This is a genomic window from Bradyrhizobium sp. MI1.10 (assembly GCF_055811035.1).
Genome location: NZ_JBVVPN010000002.1, coordinates 16901 through 42325 on the forward strand (window position 1 = coordinate 16901; position 25425 = coordinate 42325).

At 62.5% G+C, this 25425-nt stretch carries 22 protein-coding genes and 1 pseudogene; 19 read left to right on the forward strand and 4 right to left on the reverse strand.

Going from position 1 to position 25425, the window contains the following annotated elements; genetic code table 11:
- Positions 1 to 310 precede the first annotated feature (310 nt).
- From AC0L3K_RS02175 to AC0L3K_RS02210, 8 genes and pseudogenes are all read left to right on the forward strand, one after another.
- Positions 311 to 2035 (forward strand): O-linked N-acetylglucosamine transferase, SPINDLY family protein, encoded by a 1725-nt coding sequence (locus AC0L3K_RS02175; RefSeq protein ID WP_473365439.1) that lies wholly within the window; start codon positions 311 to 313, stop codon positions 2033 to 2035.
- A 505-nt stretch (positions 2036 to 2540) separates the two neighbouring features.
- Positions 2541 to 4109, forward strand: coding sequence for a porin (locus AC0L3K_RS02180; RefSeq protein WP_473365440.1), 1569 nt, complete (start codon positions 2541 to 2543; stop codon positions 4107 to 4109).
- Positions 4110 to 4524: 415 nt separating this feature from the next.
- A complete protein-coding gene (locus tag AC0L3K_RS02185; protein WP_473365441.1) occupies positions 4525 to 4668 on the forward strand; it encodes a hypothetical protein in 144 nt (47 codons plus the stop codon).
- Positions 4669 to 4817: 149 nt separating this feature from the next.
- A pseudogene (locus AC0L3K_RS02190) lies at positions 4818 to 5178 on the forward strand (porin); the annotation flags it as partial.
- Positions 5179 to 5442: 264 nt separating this feature from the next.
- Positions 5443 to 6555: a SphA family protein gene (locus tag AC0L3K_RS02195; protein WP_376707528.1), complete on the forward strand. Its 1113-nt coding sequence runs from the start codon at positions 5443 to 5445 to the stop codon at positions 6553 to 6555.
- A 352-nt stretch (positions 6556 to 6907) separates the two neighbouring features.
- Entirely contained in the window at positions 6908 to 7936 is a 1029-nt protein-coding gene (locus AC0L3K_RS02200; protein ID WP_354128874.1) for an HAD family hydrolase, read from the forward strand.
- Positions 7937 to 7996: 60 nt separating this feature from the next.
- The gene (locus AC0L3K_RS02205) at positions 7997 to 8983 is read left to right on the forward strand and encodes a formylglycine-generating enzyme family protein (protein WP_219684716.1); all 987 of its coding nucleotides are present in this window, start codon (positions 7997 to 7999) and stop codon (positions 8981 to 8983) included.
- Between the two features lie 56 nt (positions 8984 to 9039).
- The gene (locus AC0L3K_RS02210; protein ID WP_354128875.1) at positions 9040 to 10695 is read left to right on the forward strand and encodes an arylsulfatase; all 1656 of its coding nucleotides are present in this window, start codon (positions 9040 to 9042) and stop codon (positions 10693 to 10695) included.
- 138 nt (positions 10696 to 10833) lie between these two features.
- Here AC0L3K_RS02210 and AC0L3K_RS02215 read toward each other — a convergent pair whose 3' ends face one another.
- Together AC0L3K_RS02215 and AC0L3K_RS02220 are read right to left on the reverse strand one after the other, a co-directional pair.
- Positions 10834 to 11643 carry a YkgJ family cysteine cluster protein gene (locus tag AC0L3K_RS02215; RefSeq protein ID WP_354128876.1) on the reverse strand — a complete coding sequence of 270 codons (810 nt, stop codon included), beginning with the start codon at positions 11641 to 11643 and terminating at the stop codon, positions 10834 to 10836.
- Between the two features lie 79 nt (positions 11644 to 11722).
- The gene (locus tag AC0L3K_RS02220) at positions 11723 to 14128 is read right to left on the reverse strand and encodes a lytic transglycosylase domain-containing protein (protein WP_473365487.1); all 2406 of its coding nucleotides are present in this window, start codon (positions 14126 to 14128) and stop codon (positions 11723 to 11725) included.
- Between the two features lie 293 nt (positions 14129 to 14421).
- Between AC0L3K_RS02220 and dapA the strand changes: the two genes are divergently transcribed.
- The 4 genes from dapA to AC0L3K_RS02240 are packed head-to-tail and all read left to right on the forward strand — an operon-like array spanning position 14422 to position 16912.
- On the forward strand, positions 14422 to 15312 hold the full coding sequence (dapA, locus tag AC0L3K_RS02225; protein WP_007603384.1) for a 4-hydroxy-tetrahydrodipicolinate synthase: 891 nt from the start codon (positions 14422 to 14424) through the stop codon (positions 15310 to 15312).
- A 25-nt stretch (positions 15313 to 15337) separates the two neighbouring features.
- Positions 15338 to 15781, forward strand: coding sequence for a large conductance mechanosensitive channel protein MscL (gene mscL / locus AC0L3K_RS02230; protein ID WP_219684713.1), 444 nt, complete (start codon positions 15338 to 15340; stop codon positions 15779 to 15781).
- A 59-nt stretch (positions 15782 to 15840) separates the two neighbouring features.
- On the forward strand, positions 15841 to 16314 hold the full coding sequence (gene smpB, locus AC0L3K_RS02235; protein WP_007603387.1) for an SsrA-binding protein SmpB: 474 nt from the start codon (positions 15841 to 15843) through the stop codon (positions 16312 to 16314).
- A gap of 4 nt (positions 16315 to 16318) precedes the next feature.
- Positions 16319 to 16912: a peroxiredoxin gene (locus AC0L3K_RS02240; RefSeq protein ID WP_007603388.1), complete on the forward strand. Its 594-nt coding sequence runs from the start codon at positions 16319 to 16321 to the stop codon at positions 16910 to 16912.
- On the opposite strand, the gene AC0L3K_RS02245 is transcribed toward AC0L3K_RS02240, so the two are convergent.
- Positions 16909 to 17583, reverse strand: a complete 675-nt coding sequence (locus AC0L3K_RS02245) for a uracil-DNA glycosylase (RefSeq protein ID WP_007603389.1) — start codon at positions 17581 to 17583, stop codon at positions 16909 to 16911. The genes AC0L3K_RS02240 and AC0L3K_RS02245 overlap by 4 nt on opposite strands.
- Positions 17564 to 18211, reverse strand: coding sequence for a LabA-like NYN domain-containing protein (locus AC0L3K_RS02250; RefSeq protein WP_007603390.1), 648 nt, complete (start codon positions 18209 to 18211; stop codon positions 17564 to 17566). Before AC0L3K_RS02250 ends, AC0L3K_RS02245 begins: the two co-directional genes overlap by 20 nt.
- Before the next feature lie 329 nt (positions 18212 to 18540).
- Here AC0L3K_RS02250 and rpoZ point away from each other — a divergent pair, with 329 nt between their 5' ends.
- The 7 genes from rpoZ to era all read left to right on the forward strand — a co-directional run bounded on the left by rpoZ (position 18541) and on the right by era (position 25419).
- Positions 18541 to 18933: a DNA-directed RNA polymerase subunit omega gene (rpoZ, locus tag AC0L3K_RS02255; RefSeq protein WP_007603391.1), complete on the forward strand. Its 393-nt coding sequence runs from the start codon at positions 18541 to 18543 to the stop codon at positions 18931 to 18933.
- Positions 18934 to 19142: 209 nt separating this feature from the next.
- The gene (locus AC0L3K_RS02260) at positions 19143 to 21428 is read left to right on the forward strand and encodes a RelA/SpoT family protein (protein ID WP_473365442.1); all 2286 of its coding nucleotides are present in this window, start codon (positions 19143 to 19145) and stop codon (positions 21426 to 21428) included.
- A 45-nt stretch (positions 21429 to 21473) separates the two neighbouring features.
- Positions 21474 to 22226, forward strand: coding sequence for a pyridoxine 5'-phosphate synthase (locus AC0L3K_RS02265; protein WP_473365443.1), 753 nt, complete (start codon positions 21474 to 21476; stop codon positions 22224 to 22226).
- A complete protein-coding gene (gene acpS / locus AC0L3K_RS02270) occupies positions 22223 to 22642 on the forward strand; it encodes a holo-ACP synthase (RefSeq protein WP_473365444.1) in 420 nt (139 codons plus the stop codon). Before AC0L3K_RS02265 ends, acpS begins: the two co-directional genes overlap by 4 nt.
- A gap of 248 nt (positions 22643 to 22890) precedes the next feature.
- A complete protein-coding gene (gene lepB, locus AC0L3K_RS02275; RefSeq protein WP_007603395.1) occupies positions 22891 to 23655 on the forward strand; it encodes a signal peptidase I in 765 nt (254 codons plus the stop codon).
- On the forward strand, positions 23652 to 24503 hold the full coding sequence (gene rnc / locus AC0L3K_RS02280; protein WP_007603396.1) for a ribonuclease III: 852 nt from the start codon (positions 23652 to 23654) through the stop codon (positions 24501 to 24503). Before lepB ends, rnc begins: the two co-directional genes overlap by 4 nt.
- The gene (gene era, locus AC0L3K_RS02285; RefSeq protein WP_219684708.1) at positions 24493 to 25419 is read left to right on the forward strand and encodes a GTPase Era; all 927 of its coding nucleotides are present in this window, start codon (positions 24493 to 24495) and stop codon (positions 25417 to 25419) included. Before rnc ends, era begins: the two co-directional genes overlap by 11 nt.
- Positions 25420 to 25425 lie beyond the last annotated feature (6 nt).

Sequence of the window (25425 nt, forward strand, 5' to 3'; positions counted from 1 at the left end):
GATCGACCTGCAAGCAGTTGATTTGGTTGAATCTTTCCGCGATTCGCCCCAAGCTATGGAGCGGTGATCGCTCTCCGATTGGCCGACGGGGTCCCGTGTCAGACTGCGGGACAGGCGCTCTTATTAGTTTAGTCGGGATAACTCGCTCGCCGGCCCAGGAGCCGCTCCGCCGCGCCAGGCGTCGCCGTAATCAGCGAAGGCTGCCGGGCTGAAACGCTCGCTCGTCCCTCGACGGCCGCGCGACGCCGCTACGGTCTCATCTTGCAATGTCGGGACCGATGGTATGATTGACCGACATCCTGAGGGAGGAATGGCTGCCTATGACAGGGCGTTATCGATCCGCCCTGATCTGGCGGAAGCCTGGCTTGGTCGTGGCAATGTTCTCACTGAGCTCAAGCGCCGTGACGATGCGCTCGCGGCGTATGGGCGGGTGCTGTCGATCAAGCCTGATCTCGCCGAGGCGTGGCTCGGTCGTGGCAATGTCGCGTGGGGGCTGAAGCGCTACGAAGAGGCTCTTGCCGCGTATGACAAGGCGCTCGCGATCAAGGCCGACATCGAGGGGGCCTGGATTGGCCGTGGCAACGTCTTTACCGAGCTCGGGCGCCATGACGAAGCCTTCATCGCCTTCGACAAGGCGGTGTCGATCAGGCCTGACCTCGAGGGCATCGAGGGTTTGCGTCTTCTTGCGAAGATGAACCTGTGCAATTGGGACAATCTGGACGAAGAGATCGGCCAGTTGACGGCAACAGTACGGCTCGGGAAGGCCAATAGTTCTCCCTTTGCTTTGCTGTCTCTGACAGATTCTCCCGATGATCAGCTCAGCTGCGCCAGGACGTGGGTGAGGGCAAAGCTCCCGCATCTCTCCGAAACGAGGTCAGGGGGTGAAATCCGTCGCCACGACAAGATCCGGGTCGGATATGTTTCACCTGATTTTCGCAAGCATCCGGTCGGGTATCTCACTGCCGAGATTTTCGAGAGTCACGATCCCGACCGCTTCGAGACATATGCGTTTTCGATCGGTCCTGACGACAACAGCGATCTGCGCAGGCGGCTCGAAAAGTCGTTTCATCGCTTTGTCGATTGCGAGCACAAGCTCGACGGCGAAGTCCTGAAAGCAATCGACGATGCGCAGATCGATATTCTTGTCGATCTTGCTGGCCATACGCACAATGCCAGGCTGTCGTTGTTTGCGTCCAGCCCGGCTCCGATCGTCGTCAACTATCTTGGCTTTGCAGGAACGCTGGGGAGCAGGGAGCTCTTCCACTACATCATTGCCGATCACATCGTGCTGTCAGATCAAAACAGCCAATTCTTCGACGAGAAGGTCGTTCGTCTGCCCGGCAGCTTCATGCCGCGTGATAATCACGTCGCGACGATCGACGATGCTGCACCCAATCGGGCCGATCACGATTTGCGGCAGGAATGGACTGTGTTTTGCTGCTTCAACAATGCCTACAAGATCAATCCGGCTGTCTTTGGCTCCTGGATGAATATCTTGAAGAGCGTGGATCAGTCGGTGTTGTGGCTGTCCGACGTGGGCGAGATCGCAAAATCGAATCTGCGGAAGGAAGCCAAGGGCCGGGGCGTCGATCCGGATCGCCTGGTGTTTGCAAGGCGCGTTGCGTCTTCATCGGAACATCTGGCGCGTCATCGCCTCGCCGACCTCTTCCTCGACACGCTGCCCTACAACGCACATACGACGGCCAGCGATGCGTTGTGGGCTGGTCTGCCGGTGGTGACCCATAGCGGGAATAGTTTCGCCGGCCGCGTGGCCGCGAGCTTGCTGAGCGCTGTCGGTCTGCCTGAGCTGATCACGCGAACGCGTGCGGATTATGAAGCACTCGCGATCGAGCTGGCGCTCGATAAGCAGAAGCTGGCGGATATTCGCGGACGGCTGCAAGGGAACCACCTGACCGCATCACTGTTTGATGCGGCGCTCTACGCCAGGCGGCTCGAGACGGCTTACGAGGCTATGTATCTACGACATCAGGCCGGCTTGCCGCCGGATCATATCGATGTTCAAGCGCGCGGATGAGGACGGCCGTCGCGGCCGCTTGCTGATCAGGCCAGCGAGTTCCCGAAGGTTTGGTCCCTGCCGGGTCCTTGGTTGATTCCACGATTCGGACGCCTCTGCCCCACAACAGAGCGTCTCTGCGCGTGGGGGGCCCGTGCCGGAACTTTGGACGGCAAATGAAACCCGTCGAAAAAACGCTGTAGATTCAATGAGGTACAAAGTCGTTCTGATCACATCTGCGTGTTATTTGTGCAACACCCGCCGGAAAACACGCTCCATCGGCCCGTTCTGAAGCGTTCTGTTGTTGTGTGTGCAAGGGCGTTCGGTAATTGTGACTGAGCGACGGAGGGGGGCATCCCGAGGTCGTCCCGTCTTAGGTGGTTCGCTTAAGTCCCTCGCGTTCAGCGGGTGTGTCCGAAGGCGCGAAGCGACTAAGCGGTGAATTTAAGGGACAAGGGAACCAACCTTAGGGTGTCTTCACCCAGCGGATCCGGAACCTTCCCTATGGCAAACTTGGAGGTTTAACATGAAGTTGGTTAAGAGCCTTTTGCTCGGTTCCGCAGCGGGTCTGATCGCTGTTGGCGGAGCGCAGGCAGCCGATCTCCCCGTGAAGGCCAAAGCGGTCGAATACGTGAAGATCTGCTCCCTGTACGGTGCGGGTTTCTACTACATCCCCGGCACCGACACCTGCATCAAGCTGGGTGGTTATTTGCGCGCTGAAGTCGCGCTGAACACGAACAGCGACATCAACTGGCAGTCCAGCGGTAACAACGGCGGGCGCAACCGCCTGACGAACTACTACACGGCGCGCGCTCGTGAAGACCTGAACATCGACACCCGCACCGCGACTGAATACGGCGTTGTCCGTACCTTCTTCGACGGCGTGTTCTCGTGGACGACCGGTAACTACAACGGCACCGGCAGCGCGACTGGCACGACCGCCTACAGCAGCACGCTGGCCCTCAACACCTCGGGTGCAGCGCCGGCCCTCGTTGGCTCGTCGATCAACCCGACCGACGGCGGCACCTCGGGCGGTTCGCTCGGCGTGTACTACGCCTTCATCCAGTTCGCTGGCTTCACGATGGGTAAGGCCGTGTCGCAGTTCGACGCGCCCTGGACCAACTATCCCGGCAACAACTTCGACGGTCTCGCCGGCGGTAGCGGCACGGTCACCGGTATCAACCAGTTCAGCTACACTGCTGACTTCGGCCAGGGCGTCACGGCGGCGTTCTCGGCGGAAGATCCGACGGCTTACATGCAAGCCGGCAACCTCAACCTGAGCGGTGCAGCGGGCCTCAGCGGCGTGACTGGCGCCGCTTATGGTTCGAATGCCATCGGTGGCTCGCGTTCGCCGAACCTCGTGGGTATGGTCCGTGTCGACCAGGCTTGGGGTCTCTTCCAGGCGTCGGTGGCTGCGCATGACAACCACGTTGCCTACTACGGCGCAACCGAGGCGACGGGCCATCCCGACGACAAGTGGGGTTGGGCGGTTCAGCTTGCTCTGTCGATCAAGAACATCCCGACCGGTGCGGGTGACGTGATCAACATCCAGGGCGTCTACACCGATGGTGCGACCCGCTACAACTTCCAGAACCTCGCGGGTAGCTCGTTCGCGCTTTACGGTAGCTCAAACGTTGCCTACGCCAGCGTGGCCGCGGCGAATGCTCCGGACACCGTGTTCGTCACGGGCGGTCAGCAGGAAACCATCAAGACTTGGGGCTTCCGCGGTGCGTACACCCATAACTGGGATGCGTATTGGAACACGGCGATCTACGGTTCGTACGCTCAGGCTCAGTTCGGCAGCGGTGCGAAGGGCTTCCTCTGCGGACCCGCGGGCATCATCTCGGGTGTTGCCGGCGTGACGTCCTGCAATCCGGACTTCGCGCTTGGCACGGTGGGTCTCATCACCCGCTGGACCCCGGTCAAGAACCTGACGTTCTCGGCGGACGTCTCCTGGACCCGCCTTGACCAGAAGTATGCTGGCGTCGTGACCACCACGGCTATCAACGGTCCCGCGGCCAAGCCGGCCGCGACCTATGAGCTGAGGGACCAAGACTCGGTCGTTATGCTCCTCCGCGCTCAGCGCAACTGGTAAGTTCGGTCTAACGACCTGACAGAGGGCCCCGGCGGGAAACCGCCGGGGCTTTTTTTTTGCTGGCCTTGTCCCTCGCGGTCGAAGAGCAAGCGATGGTCGGTCAAGCGCGATGAGATTGGGATCAATCGTCATCGCGCCTCTGAGGCGCAGAGGCGGTCTCGGTGCCGGGCTCTTGGTACGAAAAAGGCCGCCAACAGAGGCGGCCTCCTGGAGTCCAAACAGAAACCGTCGTTATTTCACGTCGAGGGTTCGGCAGTAGTTGGAGCTCTCAATGCTGGTCCAGCCCCTCTCCATCCTGTTGGCTTGGCACTCGTAGAAAGTTTTGAAGTTGAGAACGTTTCTGCAATTGTGACCCACACCACTGGACAGGGAGCATTGGACCCTAGCGCCATTGCTCGTTTCGGCTGCGACTTTGATGGGCTCTGCATTCACCGGCGTATTCGACATGGCGACAAGAGCAAAAGCGGACATGGCCAACGTCTTCATGGCTTTCCTCGTTTTTGTTGATCTGGGACAGCAGATGCCTGTTCCCGGACAGATGCTACCACAACTGGCGTAGAGCGTCTCACTCAATCCACGCCATCGTGGTAATCGAGGCGGAGGGTTTCGCTTCTGAAGAAGCCACCGCTATTCCACGCTGCCGGCACCGCGGCGCTTCCGTGACCGGTCGCACGCTACGCTTCAGCCGAGGCCGTTGCAGAAGAGGCGGACTGGGATCCCTACTGGAACACGGCGATCTACGGTGCCTACGCTCAGGCGCAGTTCGGCACCTTGGCTAAGACCACGCTCTGCGGCGCCGGTGGTGCTGGTGGTGGTGTGATCGGTCTTGGGTTTGCGGGCGTGACCTCGTGCAACCCGGACCTCGCCGTCGGCCAGGTGGGTGTCATCACCCGCTGGACCCCGGTCAAGAACCTGACGTTCTCGGCTGAGGACCCATCTCGACCAGAAGTATGCCGGTATCGTCACCCCGGCCGCTGTGACGGCGATCCCGGCCAAGCCGGCTGCGACCTACAAACTCAAGGATCAGAACTCGGTCGTTCTGCTCCTCCGCGCTCAGCGCAACTGGTAAGTTCGGTCTAACGACCTAACGGAAAGCCCCGGCGGGAAACCGCCGGGGCTTTTGTTTGAGATGATCCTTGGCTGGGTGGTGCGCGGGAGCTAGCCGTCTGTCACAGGGCCGCACGCGGACTCTGCCATATCCAATTTGCGCTGTGGCTTCCCTCAATCCATTCATCTATTTTCGGCCATCGGGTCATGGCTGAACTTGCTACTTGCCTAAGCCGCACAATGGCGTACAGTTCTACTCTCAGGCGACCAGTTTTGGAGCCACAATGTGACGGTGAGAGCCGCGCTTGCTGCTGCGAAAAGCGAGCGCTCAGTCCCAGCACATCGACGCAGAGTTATTTCTGCAGCCCTCCTGACGTCCACTCTGTTGCTTTTTGCGCAGTCTGCCGTCGCCGACGAAAACGGCATCAGTTTCTGGATCCCCGGCCTCTTCGGAAGCCTCGCGGCCACGCCGCAGCAGCCGGGCTGGTCCTTGGCGACCATCTACTACCACACCTCCGTATCCGCCGGCGCCGACGTCGCGCGGGCGCGTGAATTTACGCTCGGCAGGGTCCCGGCCAACTTTGCCGTGAACGCAAATCTGAATCTGAATGTGAACGCCACCGGCGATCTCGGCCTTGTGCTTCCGAGCTATGTATTTGCAACGCCGGTGCTCGGCGGCCAGGCGTCAGTTTCGCTCCTCGCAGCCTATGGAGTCGTCGGCACCAGCTTGGCGGGGACCTTGTCCGGCGTGATCACGACGCCGTTCGGCAATGTTCCCTTCGCGCGGTCCGACACGATCAGCGACACGACGTGGGGCTTTGGGGATCTGGCGCCGCAATTCGCATTGCGCTGGAACGCCGGCGTCCACAACTACATGACCTATATCACCGGTGACATCCCTGTCGGCGCTTACCAATCCGATCGTTTGTCGAACCTGGGCATCGGACACGGAGCGATCGACGCCGGCGGCGGCTACACCTATTTCAATCCGCAGACCGGTCACGAATTTTCCGGGGTGCTCGGCTTCACCTACAACTTCAAGAATACGGCGACGCAGTATCAGAATGGTGTCGACATGCACTTCGACTGGGGTGCATCGCAGTTCTTGTCGAAGCAGGTCATGGTCGGCCTCGTGGGCTATGTCTACAAGGGACTGGGCTGCGATAGCGGTGCAGGTGACCGCGTCGGTTGCTTCCAGTCCCAGGTAGCTGGTGTCGGTCCCCAGATCGGTTTTCTGTTTCCGGTCGGCGACATGCAGGGCTATCTCAATCTGAAGGCTTACGGAGAGTTCGCCGCGGAAAATCGGCCATCCGGCTGGAACACTTGGGTCACCTTCTCAATCTCGCCGCCCGCGCCTGGAACGCCTGCGACGACAAAGCCCATCGTTAGAAAATACTAAGACCAGCTAACCGCCGGATTACCGGCTCTCGAACATCGATCGCCTCCAAAAGCTTTAGCAAGGGCGTGCGAGAGACGCCTCTCGATATTCCGCCGTGCGCGACTGGGATCATGATCCTGCACCTTCGCCTACAGCGACTATCGCTTGATCTAGATCAACCCCGAAGTGCGCCGCTCCGTTTCTGTAAGCCTTACTTGCCCTCAAAAGACCTACTACCGGAAAATAGCTGACGGAGACGAGATCGTCGTCTGACCACAGAAAATCGTTCGAGCATCCTTCAACACTACGAGATGCTGCCCGCGGCGAATGATCGCATGTTGCGACCCCTTTTGCAGAGCAATTGGAGATGGGTATGACGCCAATCATTGAATCTCTGGATCGGCGCGCTCTTCTTTCTTCCCTGGCGGTGCTTCCGCTGCTTTCAGCCTCGCTTTACTCCAGGTCGGCGCTGGCACAATCCCAGCGCGATCCGTTGCCTTCCTGGAATGACGGTTCGGCGAAGACATCTATCGTCGACTTCGTTAGGCGCGTCACGGACCAGGGCGGCCCATATTTCGTGCCGCCCCAACAGCGGATCGCAACCTTCGACAATGACGGCACGCTGTGGATCGAACAACCCATGTATGTGCAGCTTGCCTTTGTGCTCGATCGCGTGAAGGGCATGGCTCCGATGCACCCGGAATGGAAGGGCAAACAGCCCTTCACGGCGGTGCTGGACGGCGAGATGAACGCGCTCGCAGCTTCCGGCGAAAAGGGCGTTGCCGAACTGGTCGCGGTCACCCACGCCGGTATGACGACGGCAGAGTTTGAGACGATCGTCGCGGACTGGCTTGCGACGGCGCGCGACAGACGCTTCAAACGACCCTACACCGAGTTGGTGTACCAACCGATGTTGGAATTGCTCGCCTACCTTAGGGCGAACGGTTTCAAGACTGTCATCGTTTCAGGCGGCGGTGTTGAGTTCATGCGGCCGTGGACGGATGCCATCTACGGCGTCCCTCCAGAGCAGGTGGTCGGATCCTCGATCAAGACCCGGTTTGAGATGCGCGACAGCACCCCGGTCCTGTTCCGGTTGCCCGAGGTCAATTTCATCGATGACAAGGGCGGTAAGCCAATCGGAATCAATGAACATATCGGCCGCCGCCCCATCGCGGCGTTTGGCAACTCGGATGGAGACCTTGAAATGCTCCAATGGGCGACGCTCGCCCCCGGCGCGCGGTTCGGTTTGCTCGTCCACCATACTGACGCCGAGCGCGAATATGCCTACGACCGCCAATCCCACTTCGGGAAATTGGACAAGGCCCTGGACGCCGCAGCGGTGAATCGATGGACGGTGGTCGACATGAAGAATGACTGGAAGCGGATATTCGCCTTCGAGTGAGAACGCGAACCATCGGATGTCCGTGACACCGCCATAAGGTTAGTTGAGGGGCAAGATGAAATGAATTTCACCGGTGGGGAATGTTTTTCCGGGCCAGCGGTTGAGGGGCAAGCAAACCAGGAGATGGTTTATATCCCCGGCGGAACTTTTCGGATGGGTTCCGAGACTCACTATCCTGAGGAGGCGCCGGTCCACCGGGTCACTGTGGACGGATTTTGGATAGACCGAACGCCTGTCACCAATCGCCAATTTCGCGATTTTATCAACGCGACTGGCTACGTCACCCTCGCTGAACTGACACCCCATGCGAAGGACTATCCTGGCGCATTGCCGCGCATGCTCAAAGCCGGCTCTCTCGTCTTCACACCCCCGCAGCAAGCGGTGGACGTGCACCATTGGAGCGAATGGTGGACGTTCAAGTTCGGAGCCAATTGGCGTCGTCCTTACGGGCCGCACAGTAACTTGCGCGGGCTCGAGAACCATCCCGTCGTGCACGTCGCCTACCGAGATGTCGAAGCCTATGCCAAATGGGCCGGCAAGGAATTACCGACCGAGGCTGAATGGGAGTTCGCTGCACGCGGCGGACGAGACGGTGCCGAATTCGCATGGGGTAACGAGCTGTTACCCGGCGGCCAACATATGGCGAACATTTGGCAGGGTAATTTCCCCCACGAGAATCTGGCGACCGATGGCTTCGAGCGCACCTCGCCGGTCACAGCGTTCCCGGCCAACGGTTACGGGCTGCATGACATGATCGGCAATGTCTGGGAATGGACGGCCGATTGGTATTCGCCGGTGCACGAAGCCGATTCGCCGAAGGCGTGTTGCATTCCGCAAAATCCGCGGGGTGGGCCCGAAAATGCGAGCTACGACGCCCGAAATCCGAAGATAAGAATTCCGCGCAAGGTGCTTAAGGGCGGCTCGCATCTTTGCGCGCCTAACTATTGCCGCCGCTATCGTCCGGCAGCGCGTCATGCCGAGCCGATCGACACCTCAGCAAGCCATGTCGGCTTCAGGTGCATCACCAGGAAGAGGATCGCGTCATGAGTAACGATAGGATTCCGGAAAAGCCTGAGATGAGCGCGGGACCAAACGGCGGCGGAATGAAACGCCGCGATCTCTTGTTAAGTGGTAGTTCTCTCGCCGCCGCTTCGGCGCTTTCGGCCATCGGATTGACGAGCCCTGCACAAGCGCAGCAACCAGCCGCGGCGCCGGCGCCCGCTGCGCCCGGGCAACGGCCGAACATCGTCGTCATCATGGGTGACGACATCGGCATCTGGAATATCGGCGCCTACCACCGCGGGATGATGGCCGGGCGGACGCCAAACCTCGACAAGATCGCCGCCGAAGGCATGCTGTTCACCGATTACTATGCCGAGGCGAGTTGCACGGCGGGCCGCGCCAACTTCATCACCGGCGAGCTGCCGATCCGCACCGGCATGACCACAGTCGGCCAGGCCGGCGCTCCCACCGGCTTGCCGGCGGAGGCCGTGACCATTGCTGCGGCGCTGAAAGGTATGGGCTACGCCACCGGCCAATTCGGCAAGAACCACCTTGGCGACAAAAACGAGTTTCTACCGACGGTGCATGGCTTCGACGAGTTCTTTGGCTACCTGTATCACCTCGACGCGATGGAAGATCCGGCCCACCCCGCTTATCCGCAGGAGCTGTTGAACACAGTCGGTCCGCGCAACATGGTCCACTCGTGGGCGACCAATGTGGACGACGCCACCGTGGATCCGCGCTGGGGCAAGGTCGGCAAGCAGAGGATCGAGGACGCCGGAACGCTCTATCCCAAGCGGATGGAAACCGTGGATGATGAAATCCGCGACCTCGCGCTCAATTTCATCGACAGGGCCAAGGCCGACAACAAGCCATTCTTCCTGTGGCTCAATCCGACCCGCATGCACATCGTTACGCACCTGTCGCCGAAGTACCAGGCGATGCGCAACTCCAAGAATGGTTGGTCCATCCATGAAGCCGGCATGGCGCAGCTCGACGACGACGTTGGCGTCGTGATGCAGAAGCTGAAGGATATGGGCGTCGATGACAACACCATTGTGGTATTCACGACCGACAACGGCACCGAGGTCTTCACCTGGCCCGATGGCGGACAGACGCCATTCGCGCAGAGCAAAGGCACGATCATGGAGGGCGGCTTCCGCGCGCCGGCGATGATCCGCTGGCCGGGCAAGGTGCCGGCCGGCAAGGTCGAGAACGGCATCATGTCCGGACTGGACTGGTTCCCGACCTTCCTGGCCGCTGCAGGCAATCCCAACATCGTCGACGAGCTCAAAAAGGGTAAACACATCGGTGACCGCACCTACAAGTGCCATCTGGATGGTTACAATCAGCTGGACATGATCACTGGCAAGGGGCCGTCAAATCGGCATGAAATCTTTTATTTCGGCGAAAGCGAGCTGGGGGCCGTGCGCATCGACGACTACAAGTATCGTTTCATCGACCAGCCCGGAGGCTGGCTGGGTGATAAAAGCAAGGTTGACGTGCCCTATTTGACCAACCTTCGCCTCGATCCTTTCGAGCGCACGGGCTGGCCCGATAGCGGGACCAAATACGGGGCCCAGCAATACTTCGACTGGTTCAAATACGAATTCTGGCGCTTTGTCTTTGTCCAGCAGCAGGTTGAGAAGCTGGCGATGACGGCGATCGAATTTCCGCCCATGCAGAAGGGCGCGAGCTTCAATCTCGATGCCGTGAAGGCGAAGATCGCAGCCGCGCAAGCTGCAATCGCCAAGTAGCGTAGCTTCCAGCCTCAAGACGTCGTCCCGAACTCCCGGGGCGGCGTCTTTCGCGCGTGCCCGCCGCCACGTTTCGATCGCGACCGGCGCGCATCGAGCGGCATACGGCGAATTACTCCGCGTGGACCGCGTGGGAGTTCAGGCGTGATTCGACCAGCGCAGAAGAGCCGACCGATAGGGCGGGTAGGGGTCGTCATCCAGTTCGTCGGGAATCGCGCAGGAGCCGAATTCCTGTCTGATCCGCTCGATCTCGGCGATGCGCTCGTGCAGCCGCTGCAAATGCTCCTGCGATTTCGCCCGCCAGAACCGGAAAGTGTCGGCCGTAAGCGGCAGGAACGCTGTTCCGAACAGCGTCGGTTCGGGAACGATGGTCCGTCCCAGCAGCAGGAACTTATCGGCACCGGACACAACGAGGGTCGCGTAACCGCGGTTTCCGATTCTCTTGATGCCGTTCAGCGACCATTCGGCGAGCTTGCTGAAATAAGGCTCCTCGCGCCAGCGATCGGGGCAATGGTCATCGACGGTGACGTTGACCGCATCCTGGCTGAAATGCACGATGATGCCCGATTTCGCTGGAAACCAGTCGTCGTCGAGGTGACCTTGCAACCAGGCGCAGACAAAGGACCGGCACATCTGCGGACGGCGGTCGTAGATGGTGCATCCCGCGCCCGTCTGCCAATGCCTGCACAGCTGGTTCACGGGCTTGTCGACGGCGGCCACCTCGAGGATATCGCAGCAGGCATTGCACGATCCGCACTGCCGGGCTGCCTTCGGCAGACTGGTCGATCTAAACCCCTGGCCGTCTCGAACCAGGAGCTGCTGCTTCTCTAGGGCATTCAACGCACGTTCGATTTTGAGACGAGATAGTCCGGTGGCGTCGATCACGCCCTTCATCGTCGTCGCGCCTGCCTGTACCGCACGGACGACGCTCAACATTATCTGATCCATTTTCGTCTCTTATTATTGCGCGCCCTATCTGCGCTGCATGCGTGGATGCTTTGTCATCGGAGTCGTTAGGGGCACGCAGTTACTCCACGCTGCCGGCGCCGCGGCGCAAATCGGCCTCGATCTGCAACCGCGTGCCGCCGCCGAAGCGGGCGCGGTAGACCTGAAGGTTCTCCATGATCCGCTGCACGTAGTTGCGCGTCTCGGAGAACGGGATCAGCTCGACCCAATCGACCGCATCGACCTTGGGGTCGCGCGGATCGCCGTAGCGATCGATCCACTTCTTCACACTGCCGCGGCCGGCATTGTAGGCGGCAAAAGTCATGATGTAGGAGCCGCGATAGTCCTCGAGCAGCCCACCGAGCTCGGCCGAGCCGAGCGTGGCGTTGTAGGCCGAATCGTTCTTCAGACGTCCCAGATCGTAGGTCCCGCCGTGCCGCTTGCAGACATAGCGCGCGGCGTCCGGCGTCACCTGCATCAGCCCATAGGCCTGCGCCGGCGAGACGACCGAGGGGTTGAAGGCGCTCTCCTGCCGCGCGATGGCGTAGATGATGCTGCGCTCGACCTCGGGGCCGATCGGCGTGAACTGCGGAATACCGTTGACGGGATAGGCGTAGAAATCGAACGGCAGCCCGCGATTGAGCGCGGCCTTGCCAAGCAGCAGCATGCCGCGGGCGTCGCTGTGGCGCTGGGTGAGCTCGCCAAGGCCGGCTAGCGCTTCAGGATCGCCGTTCTCACCCATGTCGGCGAGCATCGGTATCGCCATCTCGCGCTCGTCGAGCTCGTAGAGCAGCTGCGCGGCGCGCACGATCTCCAGCCGTTCGGCACCGCGGCTGCGCGGCTGAGCGTTGAGCTCGATCTGCGGCAGGCCGAGCTTGGCACGTGCGAGCTGGCCGTAATAGCTGGTGGATTGCTCGGCGGCCCGCGCGTAGGCGTTGCGCGCCTCCTGCTGGCGGCCTGCAGCTTCGGCGGCGCGGCCCTGCCAATAGCCGGCGCGCGCCAGCGTGGTCGGATTGACGCTGCCGATCCCGATGCGGGCAAAATGCTGAGTCGCGGCCGCGGGATCGTTGAGGAAGCGCAGCGCGATCCAGCCGGCGGTGAACTCCTGCTCGGTCTTGTAGATGTCGCGCGAGGGCAGGGCGGCATCGCGCGCGATCAGATAGGCGCTGCGGAATTCCTCGGTATCGATCATCTTGCGCGCCAGGAGGCGCCGCTCGATCCACCATTCGTCGAGATTGTAGAGCCGGCCCGGATCCTTCGGTGCCGACAGCATGAGCTGGGCGGCCTCCGCAAATTTCTCCTCGCGGCGCAGCAGCTGGATCTTGCTAAAGACGAAGCCGGGATCGCCGTGCAGCTCGCGCGGCACGGCTTCGAGCAACGCACGTGCGTTCGGGGCTTTCTTGAGGGAGGCGATTCGGGCCTTGGCGAGTGCGACATAGCCGGCCCCGAGGCGCTTCGCGGCACGCAATGCAGCCTCGTTCTCGCTGCCATAGAGCAGCGTGTCCATCCGCGCCTTTTGATCGCCGGGCGTCAGCAGCGCGCCGAACTGGTCGAGTGCGTTGTTCTCGGTCTCTTCCGACATCGGGTCGCTGCGCCAGGCGTCGCGCACCAGACGTTCGGCGTTGGCGCGGTCGCCGCGCGCCAGCATCGCCTTGGCGAGCGTGAAGCGGCCCTTGGCGGACACGGGGGATTCGTTCTCGAACCACGACCACGCAACCTGGTCGTCGCGCCTGTCGTCCCACATCGCGGCCTCCAGGCGCCGGCGCAGGAAGGTCTGCGACGGCCAGCTCGGATTGGCGGAGAGGAAGGCGCGGTAGCGCTCGACAGTCGCGCCATTGTCCTCGCTGCGAAGGATGATCCATTCCGCGAGCTTTCGCGCCACGGGATCTGAGATCGTGCCCGCGGCATTGGTGGCGTCGCCCGCCTTGCGCTTGCGCACGAGCTCGATCACGGCCTCCAGCGTGTCCTTGTCGGCTTGCGACGTCGAGGAGGTCGCGGCAACCGCAGCCGGTGTGACCGGCTTGCGCGGGGCGGCATGCTGGCGGGTCGCCGGAGCCAGGACAGGAGCCGCGACGGGCTTGGCGGGGGCCGGAGCGGTGGGTCTGACGGTGGCCGTCGCAGCCGGCGCGGGTGCGGTTTTCGGGACAAAGGCGCCAGCGGTCGGCGTTGACTTTGGCGCGGCAGCCGCAGGCTTCAGCTTGTCCTTCGCAGGTTCCTTGCCTGCGTTCTTGCCAGCATCCCTGCCAGGCTTCTTCGCGGCATCCTTGGCGGGGGGACTGGTCGCGCCCTTGCTTGCGCCCTTACTTGCCCCCTTGGCGGCGTCCTTCGAAGGTTCCTTACCGGTTCCCTTGGACGCTCCCTTCGAAGTGTCCTTGGCGGCTGGCTTGGCGGCGGGCTTCGCGGTTTCCTTAGCGGTTTCCTTGGCGGTCTCCGCGGTTGTCTCATTGGATTTGGCCCAGGCGGCGCAGCCCGCGGACAGCCCTGCCATCAGGCACACGATCAGACCGGTGGATCGCCATGCGGCGCGCGGAAAGGAGATCACGGCGTTTCGTCGCCCCGAATCAGTCAATTGGCTCAAGACCCAGCTGTACAAGATCTGGCTGTATTTGATTGAATATGCGGACAAAATACCAACAGCCGCTTACCTTCGCCGGGTTTGCACCACCACCACGGCAAAATCGCGGCCTAAACGGTGCGTCACGCCGAGGCGGGTCTTTTACCGGCGGGATAGACCCGATATGAATGCGGCTCGCTCGAGATCGCCGCGTACGGAGGAAGTCCATGGCAGCCAAGACGAAATTCCGGGGATCGTTCACCGCCTTGGTCACGCCGTTCAAGAACGGCTCGCTGGACGAGGCGGCGTTCCGCTCCCTGGTCAACTGGCAGATTTCAGAGGGCACCAACGGCCTGGTCCCGGTCGGCACCACCGGCGAGAGCCCGACGCTGAGCCATGACGAGCACAAGAAGGTCGTTGAATGGTGCATCGAGGAAGCAAAAGGCCGCGTGCCCGTGGTCGCCGGCGCCGGGTCCAACTCGACAAAAGAGGCGATCGAGCTCGCCCAGCACGCCGAGAAGGCGGGGGCGAACGCGGTTCTGGTCGTGACGCCCTACTATAACAAGCCGACCCAGGAAGGAATGTACCAGCACTTCAAGGCGATCAACGACGCGATCGGGATTCCGATCATTATCTACAACATCCCGCCGCGCTCGGTGATCGACATGTCGGTCGACACCATGGCGCGGCTGTGGGAGCTGAAGAACATCGCCGGCGTCAAGGACGCCACCGCCAGCATGGTCCGCGTCTCACAGCAGCGCGCGGCGATGGGCGAGGACTTCAACCAGCTCTCGGGCGAGGATGCGACCATCCTCGGTTACATGGCCCATGGCGGCCATGGCTGCATCTCGGTGACCTCGAACGTCGCGCCGCGGCTGTGCTCGGAGTTCCAGGCCGCCTGGGCGAAAGGCGACCATGCCACCGCACTGAAGCTGCACGACAAGCTGATGCCGCTGCACAACAACCTCTTCATCGAGAGCAATCCGGCGCCGATCAAGTACGCGCTGTCGCTGCTCGGCAAGCTGGACGAGACGCTGCGGCTGCCGATGGTGCCGGTCACCGAGCCGACCCGCGTTGCGGTGCGCAGCGCGATGGTTCATGCCGGCCTCATCAACTGACGCGCTAGCCGATCGGGGAGCTTTCATGGCGATCGACGAAAGAGGCACGCGGATGCTCAGGGAGTTCCGCGAGTTCGCCATGAAGGGCAACGTCGTCGATCTCGCGGTCGGCGTCATCATCGGCGCGGCCTTCGGCGCCATCGTCACATCGCTGGTCGGCGACGTGATCATGCCGATCATCGGTGCGGCCACCGGCGGCCTCGACTTCTCGAACTACTTCACGCCGCTTTCGAGCAAGGTCACCGCCGCAAATCTCGCGGACGCGAAAAAGCAGGGCGCCGTCTTGGCTTGGGGCAACTTCCTCACGCTGACGATCAACTTCATCATCATTGCCTTCGTGCTGTTCCTGGTGATCCGTGCCATGAACAAGTTGAAGCGCAAGGACGAGGCGCAGCCTGCCGCTCCACCAAAGCCGTCGGCCGAGGTCGAGCTGCTGACCGAGATCCGCGATCTCCTCAAGAAGTCTTGACGCGCTCGCTTCATCCAAACTGTTAGCGTCCTCGCGCATCTCGATCAGGTTTGTCTTCCATGGCCGACAAGAACGAACGTCCGATCAAGGTCATGGCGGAAAACCGCAAGGCCCGCTTCAACTATGCGATCGAGGATACGATCGAGGTCGGCATTGCGTTGACCGGCACCGAGGTCAAGTCGATCCGCAACGGCAAGAGCACGATCGCGGAATCCTACGCCGATTCCAAGGACGGCGAGATCTGGCTGATCAACGCCACCATTCCGGAATATCTCCAGGGCAACCGCTTCAATCACGAGCCCAAGCGGCCGCGAAAACTGCTGCTGCATCGCAAGCAGATCAACAAGTTGATGGGCGCGGTCGACCGCGAAGGCATGACGCTGATCCCGCTCAAGCTTTACTTCAACGAGCGGGGTCGCGCCAAATTACAGCTCGCGGTTGCAAAGGGCAAGAAGCTGCACGACAAGCGCGAGTCCGAGAAGAAGCGCGACTGGAGCCGGGAGAAGGGCCGCCTGATGCGGGCGAGGGGATAGCGGGATGACTCAGAGAAACCTGCTCGAGGTCGATTGGACCCGGATTCCCGCCCCGGCGGATGACGGCGGCGCCGCGCACCTGCAAGGCATGACGCTGCCGCCGGTCAGTCTGCTCGCCACTGACGACACGTCAGTCGCGCTGTCGGCGCTGCGTGGCCGGACCGTGGTGTTCGCCTATCCGCGCACCGGCGAGCCCGGCAAGATCGCGCTGGTCGACGATTGGGACATGATCCCGGGCGCGCGCGGCTGCACGCCGCAGACCTGCGCGTTTCGCGATCTGTTCGCCGAGCTGAAGGCCGCCGGTGCCGCGCAGGTGTACGGTCTCTCGACGCAAAGCAACGCGTACCAGACCGAGATGGCCTCGCGGCTGCATCTGCCGTTCCCGGTGCTCTCGGACGACAAGCTGGCGCTTACGCGCGCCCTGAATTTGCCGACCATGGAGGTCGCGGGCCTGACGCTGATCAAGCGCCTTGCGCTGATCGTCGACGACGCCAGGATCACGCATGTGTTCTATCCGGTGTTTCCGCCCGACCGGAACGCCGGCGATGTCCTGGACTGGCTGAAGGCCAACCCGGCCAAGGGTTCGTCTAAGGATTAATCGAGGTCGCTCTTCACCTTCGCGAACACGGAGCGGAACATGTCCGGCGTCAGCACGCGGGTGTTCGTATTGTAGCGGGAGCAGTGATAGCTGTCGTAGAGCCTGAAAGCGCCAGCCTGATGCACGGCGCCGTGGCCGAAGGGAGCTTGCGATCCCTTCAGGTTCAGCGGCTTGAGCACGGTGTCGTGCGCAATACGCCCGAGGGCGACGATCGCGCGCAGGTTCGGCATCGTTGCGAGATTAGCCGCGAGGAACTGCCGGCAGGTGTTGATCTCGACCGGCAGCGGCTTGTTCTGCGGCGGCACGCAATGCACCGCATTGGCGATCCGACAGTCGACCAGCTTCAGGCCGTCGTCGGGACGCGCCTGATATTGGCCCTTGGCGAAGCCGTATTCGAGCAGCGTGGCGTAGAGCAGATCGCCGGCATAATCGCCGGTGAAGGGACGGCCGGTGCGGTTGGCGCCCTGCATCCCCGGCGCGAGGCCGACGATCAGCAGGCGCGCCTTGATGTCGCCGAAAGGCGCAACCGGTGCATTGTGCCACAATGGCTCGCGCGCGCGGTTCGCCTCGCGAAAGGCGACCAGGCGCGGACAGAGCGGACAGTCACGGTCGGGGACGAGGCTGAGAGGCTGGCGGCTTGACCGGGCCGCCTCACTCCTCGAAGTCGTCATCGCCCCTCGCCGGCGCCATCGTGGTTGCGCGCTGGAGGAACTGCGGAGCGTGGTGGCGCGCCTCGCGGTCGCCGCGGTCACGCGGTGCGGGGCGTTCGGACGGGTCGCGGCCGAGCTTGGACTGCAGCTCGACGAGGTCGGTGAAGACGTCCGCCTGGCGGCGCAGCTCGTCGGCGATCATCGGCGGCTGGCTGGCGATCGTGGAAATCACGGTGACCCGCACGCCGCGGCGCTGAACGGCCTCGACCAGGGAGCGGAAGTCGCCGTCGCCCGAGAACAGCACCATCTGGTCGATGTGCTCGGCGAGCTCCATGGCGTTCACGGCGAGCTCGATGTCCATGTTGCCCTTGACCTTGCGGCGGCCGGAGGCGTCGATGAACTCCTTGGTCGCCTTGGTGACCACGGTGTAGCCGTTGTAGTCGAGCCAGTCGATCAGCGGCCGGATCGAGGAGTATTCCTGATCCTCGATGATCGCGGTGTAGTAGAACGCTCTAAGTAGCGTCCCGCGGCTCTGAAACTCCTTCAGCAGACGCTTGTAATCGATGTCGAAGCCCAGAGTTTTCGCCGTCGCGTAGAGATTGGCTCCATCGATGAAGAGCGCGATCTTGTCGGTAGAGGAAGGTGACATTCAGTTTGCTCGCGTAGAGTTCGTGATTGATCGTTTTTTGTTGGCGCGGCGACAGCAAGCCGCGCACTTCTAAAGTCCCGCCGAAACCCGTCGAAACCGCAAATCCGGAGAAGTCGGTGCAATCAAGGTATAGTTATGGCCAACTCGCACACTCCCGGCGCCGCCGTCGCCGGCAGCCCGGGAAACCACCCATCCCAGCCCCAATGTGGGGGTAGCAGAGCCGTTTGGCGAGGCCAAATCACAAATTGGCCTTGCGAAACCCTCCCGGCACCTATAACTACCGGCATTCATCCACATATTTCGTCCCACCCACAACGGAGCGACAGTCGATGGCTCGCGTCACCGTAGAAGATTGTATCGACAAGGTCGACAACCGGTTTGACCTGGTCCTGCTGGCCGCCCACCGTGCCCGCATGATTTCGTCTGGTTCACAACTAACGGTTGACCGCGATAACGACAAGAACCCTGTTGTGTCTTTGCGCGAAATTGCAGAGACCACCATTTCGCCGGAGGACCTCCGCGAGGAACTGGTGCACTCGCTGCAGAAGTTCGTCGAGGTCGACGAGCCCGAGCCGGACACTGTGCCGCTGATCGGTTCCGCCGGTGCAAGCGTGGATGCAGACGATACCGAAGTCGCGGTTGAGCGCATGACCGAAGAAGAGCTCCTGAAGGGTCTCGAAGGCCTCGCGCCTCCCGAGGAGCAGCCCGAGGAGGACGAGTAAATCGTCCCGTCGCGCTCATCGACTTCTTTGTGATCTGATCAAAGGCCCGAACCGTTGTTCGGGCCTTTGCTTTTGTTTGCGTTTTCGTGGTTACCATAGCGTCGTCGGTTAGCGCCTGCCCCTGTCACTGAATTGATCGGACACGCGCGCGATCGGAGCTAAGATGTATACAACGGGCTCTGTCGTGGTCCGTTTGAAGGCAGGACGGCATGGTATATCGACGCCGCACACCAACGCAGATGCAGGCCGCAACCGAATCGGTTGCTGTGGCCCCGACTGCGCCGGTGGCGCGCCCGGCGAAGCCTCGCGCACGCATGATGCGTCAATATGACCTCGTCGAGCGCGTCAGGTCCTACAATCCCAACACCGACGAAGATCTGCTGAACCGCGCCTATGTTTACGCCATGAAGGCGCATGGCTCGCAGACCCGCGCCTCGGGCGACCCGTACTTCTCCCATCCGCTCGAAGTGGCGGCGATTCTCACCGACCTGAAGCTCGACGACGCCACCATCGTGGCTGCGCTGCTCCACGACACGATCGAGGACACCGAAGCGACGCGGGCCGAGATCGACCAGATCTTCGGGCCCGAGATCGGCGCGCTGGTCGAGGGCCTGACCAAGCTGAAGCGGCTGGAACTGGTATCGCGGGAGGCCAAGCAGGCCGAGAATCTGCGCAAATTGTTGCTGGCCATTGCCGACGATGTCCGCGTGCTCCTGGTGAAGCTCGCCGATCGCCTGCACAACATGCGCACGCTGGACTTCGTGCCGACGGAATCGCGACGGCGCATTGCCGAGGAGACGCTCGACATCTATGCGCCGCTGGCCGGACGCATGGGCATGCAGGAGATGCGCGAGGAGCTGGAGGACCTGTCGTTCCGGACCCTCGACCCGGAAGCCTATTCGGTGGTGATGCAGCGGCTCGATGCGCTGGCCGAGCGCAACCGCAATCTGATCGGCGAAATCGAGGACCAGCTCTCGAACAATCTGCGCCACCGGGGCCTGGGGGCGCGGGTCTATGGCCGCCGGAAGAAGCCATTCTCGATCTGGACCAAGATGGAGCGCAAGTCGGTCGGCTTCGAGCAATTGTCCGACATCTTCGGTTTCCGCGTCGTCGTCAACGACATCGAGGCCTGCTACCGCGCGCTCGGCATCGTCCACACCAACTGGCCGGTCGTGCCCGGCCGGTTCAAGGACTACATCTCGACGCCGAAGCAGAACGACTACCGCTCGATCCACACCACCGTGATCGGCCCCGGCAACCAGCGCGTCGAGTTGCAGATCCGCACCGAGGCGATGGACCAAATCGCCGAGCGCGGCATCGCCGCGCACGTGTTCTACAAGGAAGGCGTGGGCTCGCCGACCGAATTCCTCAAGCGCGAGTCCAATGCGTTCGCCTGGTTGCGCCACACCATCGGCATTCTCTCGGAGAGCGCCAACCCCGAGGAATTCCTCGAGCACACCAAGCTCGAGCTGTTCCACGACCAGGTGTTCTGCTTCACCCCGAAGGGCAAGCTGATCGCGCTGCCGCGCCATGCCAACGTGATCGACTTCGCTTATGCCGTACACACCGACGTCGGCAACAGCGCAGTGGGCTGCAAGATCAACGGCCAGTTTGCGCCGCTGTCCTCGGAGCTCCAGAACGGCGACGAGGTCGAGGTGCTGACCTCGGAAGCGCAAGCGGCGCCGCCGTCGGCCTGGGAAACGCTCGCGGTCACCGGCAAGGCACGCGCTGCGATCCGCCGCGCCACCAGGACTGCGGTGCGCGATCAATATGTCGGTCTCGGCCGGCGCATCGTCGAGCGCCTGTTCGAGCGCGCCAAGATCGAATACGCCGACGACAAGCTCAAGGGCGCGCTGCCGCGACTGGCACGAACCTCGATCGAGGACGTCATGGCGGCTGTGGGACGCGGCGAGATCAAGGCCTCCCACGTCGCGCGTGCGATGTATCCCGACTACAAGGAGGAGCGCATCGCGCGCTACGGCGTCAAGAAGGGGCTTCCCGGCAAGCTCAAGGAGAAGTCGTCCGAACCGCCGCGCAGCCCGGTCGCGATCCCGATCCGCGGCATCAATTCCGACCTGCCGGTGAAGTTCGCGCCGAACGGCGGCGCGGTGCCCGGTGATCGCATCATCGGCATCGTCACGCCGGGCGAGGGCATCACCATCTACCCGATCCAGGCGCCGGCCCTGAAGGATTTCGAAGAGGAGCCGGAGCGCTGGCTTGACGTGCGCTGGGACATCGAGGACTCCGCGCCGCAGCGCTTCCCGGCCCGCATCAAGGTCGAGAACGTCAACGAGCCCGGCGCGCTGGCGCAGATCGCGACCGTGATCGCCGAGCACGACGGCAACATCGACAACATCAGCATGCAGCGCCGCTCACCGGACTTCACGGAGACGACGATCGATCTCGAAGTCTACGATCTCAAGCATTTGAGCGCGATCCTGGCCCAGCTGCGCGCGAAGGCGGTCGTCGCCCGCGCCGAACGTGTTAATGGATAGACGCCTTCCGTCCTGGTCTGTCCCTATGATTCCGTGAGTCCTGAAATGCCTGCACCTCCGCTCCGCCTCGGCGTCAATGTCGATCATGTCGCGACCCTGCGTAACGCGCGCGGCGGCCGCAATCCCGATCCGGTGCGCGCGGCGCTGCTGGCGATCGAGGCCGGCGCCGACGGCATCACCGCTCATTTGCGCGAGGATCGCCGGCACATCCGCGACGAGGACATGGCGCGGCTGAAAGCCGAGATCTCCAAGCCGCTCAATTTCGAGATGGCGGCCACCGACGACATGATGCGCATTTCGCTCGCCACCAGGCCGCACGCGGTGTGCCTCGTGCCGGAGCGGCGCCAGGAGGTGACGACCGAAGGCGGGCTCGACGTCGTCGGACAGCACAATGCGCTGGCGCCTTCTATCGCGCGGCTGAACGATGCCGGCATCCGGGTGTCGCTGTTCATCGCGGCCGATCCTGCCCAGATCGAGATGGCGGCGCGGCTGCGCGCGCCCGTGATCGAGATCCACACCGGCGCCTGGTGCGACGCCGTCGTCGATGGTCACACTGATAAGGCCGAGGCCGAATGGCGGCGAATCGTGGCGGGGGCGAAGCTGGCGAAGGAAGCAGGGCTGGAGGTTCACGCCGGACACGGGCTGGACTACGCGACGGCGGAGACGATCGCCGGCTTGCCTGAGATCATGGAGCTCAACATCGGCTACTACATGATCGGCGAAGCCCTGTTCGTCGGTCTCGCCGAGACGGTGCGCAGCATGCGCGCGGCGATGGACCGCGGCCGGAGCCGGGCATGATCATCGGCATCGGCTCCGATCTGATCGACATCACCCGTGTCGGCAAGGTGATCGACCGCCATGGCGAGCGCTTCCTCGACCGCATCTTCACCGCGGCCGAGCGGGCCAAGGCGGAACGGCGCGCCAAGAACGAGAAGATGGTGGTGGCAACCTACGCCAAACGCTTCGCCGCCAAGGAGGCCTGTTCCAAGGCGCTCGGCACCGGCATCAGGCGCGGCGTCTGGTGGCGCGACATGGGGGTGGTCAACCTGCCGGGAGGGCGGCCAACCATGCAATTGACGGGCGGGGCGCTGGCCCGGCTCCAGGCCCTGACGCCGGAGGGGTTCACGGCGCAGATCGACCTGTCGATCACCGATGACTGGCCGTTGGCACAGGCCTTGGTCATCATTTCCGCCGTGCCGCTGGACAAACCCTGATTGGGCACCGATCATTTTATAATTCGCATTCAAAATCAAATGCTTATGCAGTTTTGATGCGATCCTTGATTGCGTGGCCTCCGACAACCGTCTAAAAGTCCGCGGACGCAAATCAGGCTGGGCGAATTCGGCTTTACGCCGGAATTGGCCCTCATTATCAGAATCAGGACAATCTCCTTGGGCCGCGAGCGATGGGCTGTTCGCGGGAGGAGGGCGCGCTGTGACCGCCCGCCGGAATTGAGAGAGCAATGAGCGTGACTTCAGGAACGAAAACTGAGAGCGGCGTCGGCGAAACGATCCGGGTCGTGATCCACGCTCTCCTGATCGCGCTGGTGATCCGCACCTTCCTGTTTCAGCCGTTCAACATCCCATCCGGCTCGATGAAGGCCACGTTGCTGGTCGGCGACTATCTGTTCGTCTCGAAATATTCCTACGGCTACAGCCACTATTCGATCCCGTTCTCACCGCCGTTGTTCTCGGGGCGGATCTGGGGCTCGGACCCGAACCGCGGCGACATCGTCGTATTCCGCCTGCCGAAGGACGATTCCACCGACTACATCAAGCGCGTGATCGGCCTGCCCGGCGACCGCATCCAGATGCGGGACGGGCTGCTCTACATCAACGACACGCCGGTCGAGCGGCAGCGCATGAGCGAATTTGTCGGCGAGGATCCCTGCGGCGCCGAAGGCAGCGGCGTCTCCCGGGTGAAGCGCTGGAAGGAAACGCTGCCGAACGGCGTGTCCTACGAGACGCTGGACTGCGCCGACAACGGCTACGTCGACAACACCAACGTCTACACCGTGCCGACCGGCCACTTCTTCATGATGGGCGACAACCGCGACAACTCCACCGACAGCCGCTTTCTCGGCCAGGTCGGCTACGTGCCGCAGGAGAATTTGATCGGGCGCGCCCAGATGATCTTCTTCTCGATCGCCGAAGGCGAGCATGCATGGATGTTCTGGCGCTGGCCGTGGGCGGTGCGCTGGAATCGCTTCTTCAAAATCGTCCGATGAAAGACGAAGCCAAGGACATCGCGACCCTGCCGACCGAGGCGCAAGCGGGCCCCGACGGCGAAGCTGCGACCAAGAGCCTTGAGGGCAAGACGCCTGAAAACAAGACGCCCGCAAAGAAGAAGCGGGTGCGGAGCAGCAAGGCCAGGGGCTCGGATGCGAACGCGGGGCTCGAGGCACGCATCGGCTACAGCTTTGCCGATCCGAACCTTTTGATGCAAGGCATCACGCATGTCTCCGCGTTGAAGTCCGGGCGCAAGCGCGGCGACAGCTATCAGCGCCTGGAATTCCTCGGCGACCACGTGCTCGGGCTCGTCGTCTCCGACATGCTCTATCACGCCTTCCCGAACGCTGACGAAGGCGAGATGTCCAAGCGACTTGCCGAACTTGTGCGCAAGGAGAGCTGCGCCGATGTCGCCAAGTCGCTCGGTCTGCTGGACGACATCAAGCTCGGCTCGGTCGGCTCCAGCGCCGACGCGCGCCTGCGCAAGAGCGTGCTCGGCGACATCTGCGAGGCCGTGATCGGCGCCGTCTTCCTCGACGGCGGCTACGCGGCGGCGGCCGATTTCGTCAAGCGCAACTGGACCGAGCGCATGCACAAGCCGCGGCGTCCGTTGCGCGATCCCAAGACCGTTCTCCAGGAATGGGCGCAGGGCAAGGGATTGCCGACGCCTGTTTATCGCGAGGTCGAGCGCACCGGCCCGCATCATGATCCGCAATTCCGCGTCGCGGTCGATCTTCCGGGACTCGCTCCGGCGGAAGGCATCGGCGGCAGCAAGCGTGCGGCAGAGAAAGTGGCAGCTTCAGTGATGATCGAACGTGAAGGCGTTGGCGGCGGCAATGACGGTTGAAGCAAGCGGCGAGGCACCCACCGCGACGCGCTGCGGCTTCGTCGCGCTGATCGGCGCGCCGAACGTCGGCAAATCCACGCTGGTCAATGCGCTGGTCGGGGCCAAGGTCACGATCGTCTCGCGCAAGGTGCAGACCACGCGCGCGCTGATCCGCGGCATCGTGATCGAGAACAATTCGCAGATCATCCTGGTCGATACGCCCGGCATCTTCCTGCCCAAGCGCCGGCTCGACCGCGCCATGGTCTCGACCGCCTGGAGCGGCGCGCATGACGCCGACCTCGTGTGCGTGCTGCTGGATGCCAAGGCCGGCATCGACGAGGAAGCCGAGGCGATCCTCACCAAGGTCGCCAGCGTCAAGCACGAGAAGATTTTGGTCATCAACAAGGTCGACCTGGTCCAGCGCGAGAAGCTGCTGGCGCTGGCGCAGGCCGCCAACGAGCGCATGGCCTTCGCACAGACGTTTATGATCGCGGCGATCTCCGGCGACGGTGTCGACGACCTCAGGCATACACTGGCCGAGATCGTGCCGCCGGGGCCGTTCCTCTATCCCGAAGACCAGATGTCGGACGCGCCGATGCGGCAGCTTGCGGCCGAGATCACCCGCGAGAAGATCTTTCGCAAGCTGCACCAGGAATTGCCCTACCAGTCCACCGTCGAGACCGACAAGTGGGAGGAGCGCAAGGACAAGTCGGTGCGCATCGAGCAGACGATCTTCGTCGAGCGCGAAAGCCAGCGCAAGATCGTGCTCGGCGCGGGCGGCGCCACCATCAAGTCGATCGGCGCGGACTCGCGCAAGGAGATCGGCGAGATCCTGGGCGTGCCGGTGCACCTGTTCCTGTTCGTCAAGGTGCGCGAGAACTGGAGCGACGATCCCGATCGCTACCGCGAGATGGGCCTGGAATTTCCCAAAGAATAACCAAGA

Coding starts and splice junctions, on each gene's coding strand:
- AC0L3K_RS02185 (WP_473365441.1), top strand. CDS start 4,525: ATGGGCTCTGCATTCACCGGCGTATTCGACATGGCGACAAGAGCAAAA.
- AC0L3K_RS02260 (WP_473365442.1), top strand. CDS start 19,143: ATGGTATATCGACGCCGCACACCAACGCAGATGCAGGCCGCAACCGAA.
- AC0L3K_RS02180 (WP_473365440.1), top strand. CDS start 2,541: ATGAAGTTGGTTAAGAGCCTTTTGCTCGGTTCCGCAGCGGGTCTGATC.
- AC0L3K_RS02205 (WP_219684716.1), top strand. CDS start 7,997: ATGAATTTCACCGGTGGGGAATGTTTTTCCGGGCCAGCGGTTGAGGGG.
- AC0L3K_RS02200 (WP_354128874.1), top strand. CDS start 6,908: ATGACGCCAATCATTGAATCTCTGGATCGGCGCGCTCTTCTTTCTTCC.
- AC0L3K_RS02245 (WP_007603389.1), bottom strand. CDS start 17,583: ATGACGACTTCGAGGAGTGAGGCGGCCCGGTCAAGCCGCCAGCCTCTC.
- AC0L3K_RS02215 (WP_354128876.1), bottom strand. CDS start 11,643: ATGGATCAGATAATGTTGAGCGTCGTCCGTGCGGTACAGGCAGGCGCG.
- AC0L3K_RS02265 (WP_473365443.1), top strand. CDS start 21,474: ATGCCTGCACCTCCGCTCCGCCTCGGCGTCAATGTCGATCATGTCGCG.
- AC0L3K_RS02250 (WP_007603390.1), bottom strand. CDS start 18,211: ATGTCACCTTCCTCTACCGACAAGATCGCGCTCTTCATCGATGGAGCC.
- AC0L3K_RS02240 (WP_007603388.1), top strand. CDS start 16,319: ATGACTCAGAGAAACCTGCTCGAGGTCGATTGGACCCGGATTCCCGCC.
- smpB (WP_007603387.1), top strand. CDS start 15,841: ATGGCCGACAAGAACGAACGTCCGATCAAGGTCATGGCGGAAAACCGC.
- AC0L3K_RS02175 (WP_473365439.1), top strand. CDS start 311: ATGGCTGCCTATGACAGGGCGTTATCGATCCGCCCTGATCTGGCGGAA.
- rnc (WP_007603396.1), top strand. CDS start 23,652: ATGAAAGACGAAGCCAAGGACATCGCGACCCTGCCGACCGAGGCGCAA.
- AC0L3K_RS02210 (WP_354128875.1), top strand. CDS start 9,040: ATGAAACGCCGCGATCTCTTGTTAAGTGGTAGTTCTCTCGCCGCCGCT.
- dapA (WP_007603384.1), top strand. CDS start 14,422: ATGGCAGCCAAGACGAAATTCCGGGGATCGTTCACCGCCTTGGTCACG.
- era (WP_219684708.1), top strand. CDS start 24,493: ATGACGGTTGAAGCAAGCGGCGAGGCACCCACCGCGACGCGCTGCGGC.
- AC0L3K_RS02220 (WP_473365487.1), bottom strand. CDS start 14,128: ATGGCAGGGCTGTCCGCGGGCTGCGCCGCCTGGGCCAAATCCAATGAG.
- acpS (WP_473365444.1), top strand. CDS start 22,223: ATGATCATCGGCATCGGCTCCGATCTGATCGACATCACCCGTGTCGGC.
- lepB (WP_007603395.1), top strand. CDS start 22,891: ATGAGCGTGACTTCAGGAACGAAAACTGAGAGCGGCGTCGGCGAAACG.
- rpoZ (WP_007603391.1), top strand. CDS start 18,541: ATGGCTCGCGTCACCGTAGAAGATTGTATCGACAAGGTCGACAACCGG.
- mscL (WP_219684713.1), top strand. CDS start 15,338: ATGGCGATCGACGAAAGAGGCACGCGGATGCTCAGGGAGTTCCGCGAG.